Annotated in this window: 7 protein-coding genes; 5 read left to right on the forward strand and 2 right to left on the reverse strand. The window is 75.4% G+C overall.

Annotated features, from left to right (window positions below; translation table 11 throughout):
• The coding region (locus tag ACIQOV_RS16795) for an N-acyl homoserine lactonase family protein (RefSeq protein ID WP_401049209.1) at window positions 1-613 on the forward strand (613 nt) is incomplete at its 5' end.
• Window positions 614-756: 143 nt separating this feature from the next.
• Here ACIQOV_RS16795 and ACIQOV_RS16800 read toward each other — a convergent pair.
• Complete coding sequence (locus ACIQOV_RS16800) at window positions 757-2,004, reverse strand: cytochrome P450 (protein WP_401049219.1); 1,248 nt, start codon at window positions 2,002-2,004, stop codon at window positions 757-759.
• 675 nt (window positions 2,005-2,679) lie between these two features.
• Between ACIQOV_RS16800 and ACIQOV_RS16805 the strand changes: the two genes are divergently transcribed.
• A complete protein-coding gene (locus tag ACIQOV_RS16805) occupies window positions 2,680-3,615 on the forward strand; it encodes a hypothetical protein (RefSeq protein WP_401049211.1) in 936 nt (311 codons plus the stop codon).
• 308 nt (window positions 3,616-3,923) lie between these two features.
• Here the strand turns inward: ACIQOV_RS16805 and ACIQOV_RS16810 are convergent, their stop codons facing one another.
• Entirely contained in the window at window positions 3,924-4,190 is a 267-nt protein-coding gene (locus tag ACIQOV_RS16810) for a zf-HC2 domain-containing protein (RefSeq protein WP_401049213.1), read from the reverse strand.
• Between the two features lie 55 nt (window positions 4,191-4,245).
• Between ACIQOV_RS16810 and ACIQOV_RS16815 the strand changes: the two genes are divergently transcribed.
• From ACIQOV_RS16815 to ACIQOV_RS16825, 3 genes are all read left to right on the forward strand, one after another.
• On the forward strand, window positions 4,246-4,809 hold the full coding sequence (locus tag ACIQOV_RS16815; RefSeq protein WP_380537866.1) for a sigma-70 family RNA polymerase sigma factor: 564 nt from the start codon (window positions 4,246-4,248) through the stop codon (window positions 4,807-4,809).
• A gap of 263 nt (window positions 4,810-5,072) precedes the next feature.
• Window positions 5,073-6,446, forward strand: a complete 1,374-nt coding sequence (locus ACIQOV_RS16820) for an MFS transporter (protein WP_401049215.1) — start codon at window positions 5,073-5,075, stop codon at window positions 6,444-6,446.
• Window positions 6,447-6,542: 96 nt separating this feature from the next.
• Entirely contained in the window at window positions 6,543-7,898 is a 1,356-nt protein-coding gene (locus ACIQOV_RS16825; RefSeq protein ID WP_401049217.1) for a cytochrome P450, read from the forward strand.
• Window positions 7,899-8,041: the final 143 nt, after the last annotated feature.

The following is an 8,041-nucleotide window of genomic DNA, read 5'->3' on the forward strand; positions in this document are numbered from 1 at the left end:
GGTGCTCGCGTACCTGGTCCGGCGTCCGGAGGGGCTGCTGCTGTTCGACACCGGGATCGGTGGCGGCGAGCCGGAGACCGAGGCGCACTACCGCCCGGTCCGCCGCCCGCTGCCGGAGGCGCTCGCCGCGGCCGGGGTCGCCGTCGACGACATCGACCTGGTAGTCAACTGCCACCTGCACTTCGACCACTGCGGCGGCAACCCGCTGTTCGCCGGCACCCCCGTCCTGGTCCAGGCGGAGGAGCTGGCCACCGCCCGGCGCGGCGGGTACACCATCGACGCACTGGTCGACTTCCCCGGCGCCGAGTACCGCGAGCTCGACGGCGAGGCCGAGGTCTGGCCGGGCGTGCGGGTGCTGCCCACGCCCGGCCACACCGGGGGCCACCAGTCACTGCTGATCGACCGCCCGGGCGGCGGCCCGGTCCTGCTGGCCGGGCAGGCGTACGACTTCGCCTCCCAGTACGGGCAGGCGGTGCTCGCCCGGCGGGCGGCGCGCGAGGGCCTGGCCGCACCGCTGCCCGAGTACCGGGCCTGGCTCGACCGGATGGCGGAGCACGAGCCGCACCGCGTGCTGTTCGCGCACGACCACGCGGTCTGGGAGGCGACCGATTAGCCGGGTGCGGGAGCGCCGGCCGCTCCAGGGGGTCGGATCGATCGGAGGGTTCGGGTCGGCCCGAAGGTCCAGGTCGGCCCGAAGGTCCAGGTCGGCCTGAAGGTCCAGGTCGACCTGACGGACGGGTCGGGGTCGCCCGGGGCTCAGAAGGTGAAGCGCAGCGAGCGGACCCGGTGGTCGAAGCTGGACGGCACGAGCTGCGGCTCGCCGACCGACCGCACCTCGGGCAGGCGGGTGAACAGCTCCCGGAACAGCGCCGTCATCTCCTGCCGGGCCAGGTGCGCGCCGAGGCAGTAGTGCGGACCGCCGCCGCCGAAGCCGAGGTGGGGGTTGGGCGTGCGGGTGATGTCGAAGGCGTCCGGGTCGGGGAAGACCTCCTCGTCGCGGTTGGCCGAGCCGTAGAACAGCGCGACCTTCTCGCCCGCGCGCAGCAACGATCCGCCGGGTCCGCCCAGTTCGTGGTCGACGGCGAGGGTCCGGTTGAACTGGATGATCGGCGTGGAGTGGCGGACCATCTCGTCCACCGCGCCGCCGAGCAGCCCGTCGAGGTCGGCGAGCAGCAGGGCGCGCTGCTCGGGATGGACGGTCAGCAGGTGCAGGCCGTGGGCCAGCGCGTTGCGGGTGGTCTCGACCCCGGCGACCAGCAGCAGGCTGAAGAAGGCGCCGAGCTCGCGCCCGGTGAGCCGACGGCCGTCCACGTCGGCGGTGACCAGCGCGGAGATCAGGTCCTCCTCCGGCCGGCGTCGGCGCCGGCGGCCGATCCCGGCGACGATGCCCTGCATCCGGGCGAGCGCCCGCAGCCCGCGCCCGGGCACCCGCAGGCGGCGGCGCAGCGGTCGGGCCACCCCGATGTCCTCGGAGGTGCGGTTGACCAGGTCGAGGATGGTGCGGCGCGGCCGCTCCGGGATGCCCATCATGGTGCAGATCACCTGGAACGGGAGCTCGGCGGCGACCGCGGTCACGAAGTCCTCCGGCCGCTCCCGCTCGATCCGGTCGACCAGCTCGGTGCTGATCCGCCGGACGTCCTCCTCGACCCGGTCGAGCAGCCGCGGCGTGAACGCCCGCGAGACGATCCGGCGCAGCTGGGCGTGACGGGGATCGTCCAGGTTGACCATCGAGTCGCCGAACAGCAGCCGGACCCAGCGTGCCGGGACGGGGGTGGTCACGCCGGGACCGCTGAGGAAGACGGCGGGGGTGCGACTGGCCTCGACCACGTCGGCGTGGCGGACCAGGGCATGGAAGCCCCGGCCGGAGGCGCGGTCGCCGAAGAACACCGGGGCGGGGCGGCTGCGCAGCTCGGCGAAGGCGGCGGCGCGGTCGGGGGCCGGCAACTGCCAGAAGCGGGCGTCGGCGAGGTCTGTGGACCCGGGCGCGGCAAGGGCCTCGGCCAGGGCGGGGGACTCGGCCGCGTCCGCGGAGCCGGGCGGAGTGGAGGGCTCGGCCGCGTCCGCGGGGGCGGCGGGGTCGGCGGCCTCCGGCGAGTCGGTTTGCTCGGCGGGTTCGGCGGGGGCAGCGGCCTCGGGCTGTTCGGCGGCCTCGTTCTGCTCGGCGGCCTCGGCGCGCTCGGCAGGTTCGGTCGCCTCGGCGGGGGCGGCGGATTCAGCAGGTTCGGCGGTTGCGGCCGGCTCGGCGGCTTCGGCCCGCTCAGCGGGTTCCTCGGCTTCGGCCGGAGCCGCCTCGGTCGGCGCCGCCCCTCTCGGGGCCGTCGCCTGCTGCGGGACGGTCGGCTCCGTGGGGGCAGCGGACTCGGCACTGTCGGCAATGGGCGCCGAGGTATCCGTCGGGGTCTCCAAGGCCGGACCTCCCTGCTTCTGAACGACGTCGTCCCGATACGCACCGTACTGGGTGCTGCACATTAAGTGAGTATGGAATGCGCGCTGTCAAACCGCCCCGATGGTCGTACGAGTGATGGCTCGGTTCGGCGCGCCGGGCCGATGGGCCGGGCCGGGCAGCGGTCCGGGCAGCGGTCCGGCGGGCCACGGGGCGAGCGGCCGGGCATGGTCTCACGGCACAGAACCGGCCATGACCGGAGGGTGCGGTACGGGCCGGGCAGGGTGGGTGCGACGATGAGTGCCATCGTGATGACCGACCGGATCCGCCTGCTGCGCGCCGTCGTCTTCGCCGCGCTGTGCGTAGCGATGGCCGCCACCGCGCACGTCGCCATGGCCGGGCCCGGGGTCTCGCCGAGGGTGCTGGCCGGTGGGTTCGGGGCGGTCCTCGGGCTGACCTGGCTGCTCGCCGGAAAGCGGCGCGGACTCGGGGTGATCAGCCTCTGGATGGTCGTGGCGCAGACCGCGCTGCACCAGCTGTTCGAACAGGCCGGGGCGCTCTCCCGAGGGGGCGGCGGCCTCGGCCGACTCGCCGCCACGGACTGGGCCGCCCTCCTGCTCTGCAACCCGGACCGGGCGCCCGGCGGGCTCTCCCCGGTCGAGCTGGCACGGATGGCCGGCATCGACCCGGACGTCCCGCCGCTCACCGGCAGCCTGCGGCCGACGGCGGGAACGCACCACGGGGCACCGGGCCCGACGGCCGTGCACCCCGACCTGTCCGGGACGACCGGGATGGCAGGCACGACCGGCATGCCCACGGGGCCGCACACGATGCCGGACGGAACGTTCCACGGTGACGGGTCGTACGACGCGGCGCAGGTTCTGGTCGGCGGGTCGACGCAGGGACCGGCGCACGACATGGCGCACGGGATGTCCCACGGCATGTCGCCGGGGATGACCGCCGCCCACGTGCTCGCTGCGCTGGCGTGTGCGCTCCTGCTCTGGCGCGGCGACGCGGCACTGGTCCGGCTCTTCGAACTGCTCGGCGCGCTCGGCTCGGTGGTCGCGGGGGCCCTGCTGCTCCCGCTGCTGGCGCTGTTCGCGCGCCCCTTCGGCCACCGGGCCCCGGCACCGCCCCGCCCGGTCGACGACCGGGCCCGGCCGCCCCGGTCGGTGCTGCTCACGCATGCTGTGGTCCGGCGTGGGCCGCCGGCGTTCGCCCTCGCCTGCTGACGCGCCCGCCGCACCCTTCTCACCCCGGCCGCCTCCCGGCCATCGGGGCTCTCGCGACGGGCAGGTCGCCCTGCCGTACGGCCAAGCTTGTGCCGTCGTGCCGCCAGGGCGCGGGCCCGCGTCCGCCGCCGTGCCCCCTCAGGGCCGGCGTGCCGCGCGGCTGCCCCCGGACGCCGACGGTGCCGCGCTGCGCGGTGCCGCCCCCGCCTTCCCCTCGGGACCTTCCCATGCCTCACTTCGACGGCGCACCAGCTCCGGCCGGCGCCCCCGTCCCGCCGTTCCCGCCCCTCCGGGCGCCGTGGCCGCGTCTACCTCTCGGCGGCCTGCGGACCGTTCGGAGCACGATCTCCCGGCCGGTCCTCGCCGAGGCCGGCCAGCAGCCGGGCCGACCACTCGGGCGAGGGCCCGTCGGCAGCGCCCGCCCGCACCCGAGCGCGCAGCTGTTCGGCCCGGGCCAGCCACTCCCGGCAGCCGTGGCAGCGCGCGACGTGCTTGTCCAGCCGGGCCTCCGGCAGGCCGCTCGGTTCGCCGTCGAGCCGGGCGGACAGAGCTGTCCGAAACTGCGCGCATCTCATATGACCATCGTCCCGCACGGCTGTGATGCCGGGACCGGCCGGGTGGGGGGCCACCGTGGATGACGACCAGCTCACCGCACTGGCACTGACCGCCCGCTCCGGACGGGCGGCCGACGTCGAGGCCTTCGTCCGGGCGACCCAGCGGGACGTCTGGCGCTTCGTCGCCCACCTGACCGACGTGCAGTCCGCCGACGACCTCGCCCAGGAGACCTTCCTGCGCGCCCTGCGCGGCCTGCCCGCGTTCGCGGGGCGCTCCTCGGCCCGGACCTGGCTGCTGTCGATCGCCCGGCGCGCGGTGATCGACCGGTACCGGATGGCCGCCGCCCGGCCCCGCTGCGCGGCACTGCCGGACTGGCAGGAAGCGGCGGAGCGGCAGAGTGGCACACCGACGGCCGGGTTCGAGGACGGCATCGCGCTCGGCGATCTGCTCGACCGGGTGCCCGCCCAGCGGCGGGAGGCCTTCGTGCTGACCCAGGTGGTCGGCCTGAGCTATGCCGAGGCGGCCGAGGTCGCCGGCTGCCCCGTCGGAACGGTCCGCTCCCGGGTCGCCCGCGCCCGGGAGGAACTGGTGGCCCGCCTGCGCGCCGCCGAGGCCGGGGAACTCGCGACCGCCTGCTGAGCGGTGGGAGGACGACGGGCCGTCGGCGGGCGGGCTGCGAACGATCGGCAGCCGACGGCGAACAACCGACAGCGGACAGATGACAGATTTCGAAATCTGTCATCTGTCCGCTGAAAGTTGTCACCCGTCGACCGTCCGCACCACACTCCCGCAAGAAATCCCCCAGGTGTTCGGAACCGGAGCCCCTGCGCCACCGACTGCTGTACCGGACCCCGCCGCCGAGGCGGCGTCCGGTCCGGCAGCACGGGAGACGGAGGGACTTCATGACAGTGCAACCACCCCCGACCACCCAAAATCTGACGAACGATCAGCGCGAGCCGGTGGACCGCTGGAGCCTGGTGGTGGCCGCCGGCCTGCTGTCCTTCGTCGCGATGCTCGACATGAACGTGGTCAACCTCGCGCTCACCGACATCTCAGCCGGCCTGCACGTCTCCCCCGGGGTCGCCCAGTGGGCCGCCCTTGGGTACCAACTCCCGCTCGTCGCGCTGCTGTTGCCCGCCGGGCGATGGCTGGACCAGGTCGGCACCCGCTCGGCCCTACTGCTCGCCGTCGGCTGCTTCGCCCTGTGCAGCGTGCTGGCGGCCTGCGCCCCGTGGGCCGGGTGGCTGATCGCGGCACGGCTGTTCCAGGGCGCCTTCGGAGCCGTGCTCTTCGTCCTGATGCCGGTGCTCGCCGCCACCTCCGTCCGGCCCGAGCTGCGCGGCCGGGCGATGAGCGTGCCCGCGACGCTCGGTCCGCTCGGCGCCGTCACCGGGCCGGTGCTCGGCGGGCTGCTGCTCGACCACCTGGGCTGGCGGGCGATCTTCCTCGTCAAGCTGCCGGTCTGCCTGGCCGCCGTCCTGATCGTGCGGCGCCACGCCCCGCACCGCGGCGGGCTGCGACCGCCCGACCGGTCCTCACTCGGCGACGCCGCGCTGATCGGCGCCGCCGTGGCCGCCACCCTGCTCGGGCTCACCCTGGCCCCACGGACGCCGCTGTGGCTGCTGCTCGCCCTGCCCGCCGTACCGCTGGTGCTGCTCTGGCTGCGCCGCCCGGGCGGCCGGCCGGTGGCCGAGGTGCTTCGGGCCGCCGGGACCGCCGGGGCCAACGCCTCGGTGCTGGCCCTCGCCGCCGGCTTCGCGGCCTGCCACTACCTGCTCGCCCAGCACCTGCGCGGACCCCGGGGCGAGAGCGCCACCGCCACCGCACTCACCATGCTGGCGTTCCCGCTCGGCATGGTGCTGGCCGGCCGGGTCGGCGGCCGGCTGGCCGACCGCTGGGGCGCCCGCCCGACCGCGCTCACCGGTGCCGCCGTCACCGCCCTCGGCCTGGCCCTGCTCGCCCCGCTGGACCCGAGCTGGTCCGCCCTCGACATCGCCGCGCGACTCGCCCTCGCCGGCGCCGGGATGGGCCTCAACGGCGGCCCCACCCAGGCCCTGGTGATGACCTCCTCCCCGCCCGGGAAGCTCGCCACCGCCGGCTCCGCCGTCCAACTCGCCCGCAGCCTCGGCTTCGCGCTCGGCCCGGCCCTCGGCACCGCCGCCGCTCTCGCCGCGCCCCACGACACCACCGGGACGCGCGCCGGGATCGCCCTGGCCGCCCTGGTCGCGGCCACCGCCGTCGCCCTGCTCGCCCTGCACCGCCGCCCCGAGGCCTGACCACCCCGCACGACACCGCCCCGCGTCGCCCGCACCCACGGCACGCCACAACACACCGCATCGCCCCGCACCGCCCCGCATCGAAGGACCCCTCAGATGACCGACACGAGCCCCGACACGATCACCGAAACGTCCACCGCCCCGGCCGCCGACGACGACGCCCCGCGCTGCCCGTACGGGTACGACCGGCTCCCCTCCCCCGTCCCGCTGTACGGCCCGGCGTACAAGCGCGACCCGTACCCGCTCTACCGGCGGATGCGCGAGGCCGGGCCGGTGCACCGGGTGGAGTTCCCGAGCGGCATCCACGCCTGGCTGGTCACCGGCCACCGGGCCGCCCACGCGGCCCTCAACGACCCCCGCCTGGGCAAGAACCACAGCCTGGGCAACGACAATTGGCGCCGCCTCGCGTCGATCATGCCCGAGCCGCAGCACTCGCAGCTCCAGGTCCATCTGCTCCACCAGGACCCGCCCAAGCACACCTCGATGCGCCGGCTCGTGCTCGACGCCTTCGCCCCGCGCCGGGTGGAGTCGCTTCGACCCCGGTTCCAGGAGCTGGCCGACGCGCTGGTGGACGAACTGCCGCAGTCCGGCGGCGCGGACCTGGTGGCGGGCTTCGCGGCCCACTACCCCTTCCGGGTGCTCTCCGAAGTCATCGGCCTGCCGCCCGAGTTGGCCGAGCGCTTCGACCGGGACTGGGGCAAGGTGGTCCAGCCGGTCGGCCCGCAGGACCCCGGCCGACCGGCGTACGAGGCACGGCTGCGCGGCCTCCAGACGTACATCGCCGATGTCGTCGCCCGCAAGCGCGTCGACTTCCGGGAGCCCGGCTGGGTGGCCCGGGAGGACCTGCTGGGCCGGCTCGTCCACGCCCATGACGCGGGCGAGTTGAGCCGCGCGGAGCTCGACTCGATGGTCTTCCAGCTGCTGGTCGCCGGGCAGGAGCCGGTCACCAACCAGATCACCACCATGCTGGTCACCCTGCTGCGCCACCCCGAGCAGCTCGCCCGGCTGCGCGAGGGCATCGACGAGCCCGGCCGACTCGCCCGGGCGATGGAGGAACTGCTGCGCCACGACGCCGCGTTCGAGCTCACCACCTGGCGGTTCTTCGCCGAGGACAGCGACCTGTTCGGCACCGTCGTCCCGGCCGGCGACTCCGTGATCATCTCGCTCTGCGCCGCCAACCGCGACGACGAGCAGTTCCCCGATCCCGACCGCCTCGACCTGGACCGCACCCCCAACGCCCACCTGGCCTTCGGCCACGGCATCCACTACTGCCCCGGCGCCGCACTCGCCCGGGCCGAGCTCCAGGTCGCCCTCGCCACCCTGCTCACCCGGCTGCCCGGCCTGCGCCCGGCCGAGGCGCCCGGCGACGGTCTGGCGGACCTGGCCTGGGTTCCCGCCGTCCTGGCGCGCGGAGTGAACCGGCTGCCGGTCGCCTACGACCACCGCCGCTGACCCCCGGGGCACATCGCACCCCCGATCACACGCCCCCGATCACACGCCCCCGCTCACGCACCCCGGCTCCGACCGCCCGGAGCCCGACACCTGACGCCCGAAGCCGTACCGCACCACCTTCCGTGGAGGACCCCCATGCCGCC

The organism is Kitasatospora sp. NPDC091257, from assembly GCF_044757675.1.
Taxonomy (GTDB): Bacteria; Actinomycetota; Actinomycetes; order Streptomycetales; family Streptomycetaceae; genus Kitasatospora; species Kitasatospora lactacystinica.

Coding starts and splice junctions, on each gene's coding strand:
- ACIQOV_RS16805 (WP_401049211.1), top strand. CDS start 2,680: ATGAGTGCCATCGTGATGACCGACCGGATCCGCCTGCTGCGCGCCGTC.
- ACIQOV_RS16810 (WP_401049213.1), bottom strand. CDS start 4,190: ATGAGATGCGCGCAGTTTCGGACAGCTCTGTCCGCCCGGCTCGACGGC.
- ACIQOV_RS16820 (WP_401049215.1), top strand. CDS start 5,073: ATGACAGTGCAACCACCCCCGACCACCCAAAATCTGACGAACGATCAG.
- ACIQOV_RS16825 (WP_401049217.1), top strand. CDS start 6,543: ATGACCGACACGAGCCCCGACACGATCACCGAAACGTCCACCGCCCCG.